A 361-nucleotide genomic window follows, 5' to 3' on the forward strand; every position below is an offset into this window, starting at 1 on the left:
GATCTTATTCCGCTGGAAAGTGGAGATGTTTCAGGAAATCCCGAAGCGGTACAAATGAGCGAATATGCCATGAAACTTGCGAATATTCAAACGCAAACTGTAGGCAACGGCTCAGGAGAGAGAGAATTGAGGTTGAACGGGAAAGTAACCGTAGATGAGAGGATCGCATATACGCAATCCACGCACGTTCCGGGAAGGATCGAAAGATTAATGGTGAATTTTACCGGGGAGGAAGTAAAGCGCGGGCAGGCATTAGCCGTGGTTTATTCTCCCGAACTTATCACCGCCCAGGAAGAATTGTTGCAGGCCTATGCGATAAGAAGTTCACAGCCGGAGCTTTTTGAAGCTGCCACACAAAAAT

General features: G+C 47.4%; 1 pseudogene. It reads left to right on the forward strand.

What is annotated here, in order from left to right:
* A pseudogene (locus HC176_RS17735) lies at positions 1-361 on the forward strand (efflux RND transporter periplasmic adaptor subunit); the annotation flags it as partial.

This window comes from Tamlana crocina (assembly GCF_012037625.1).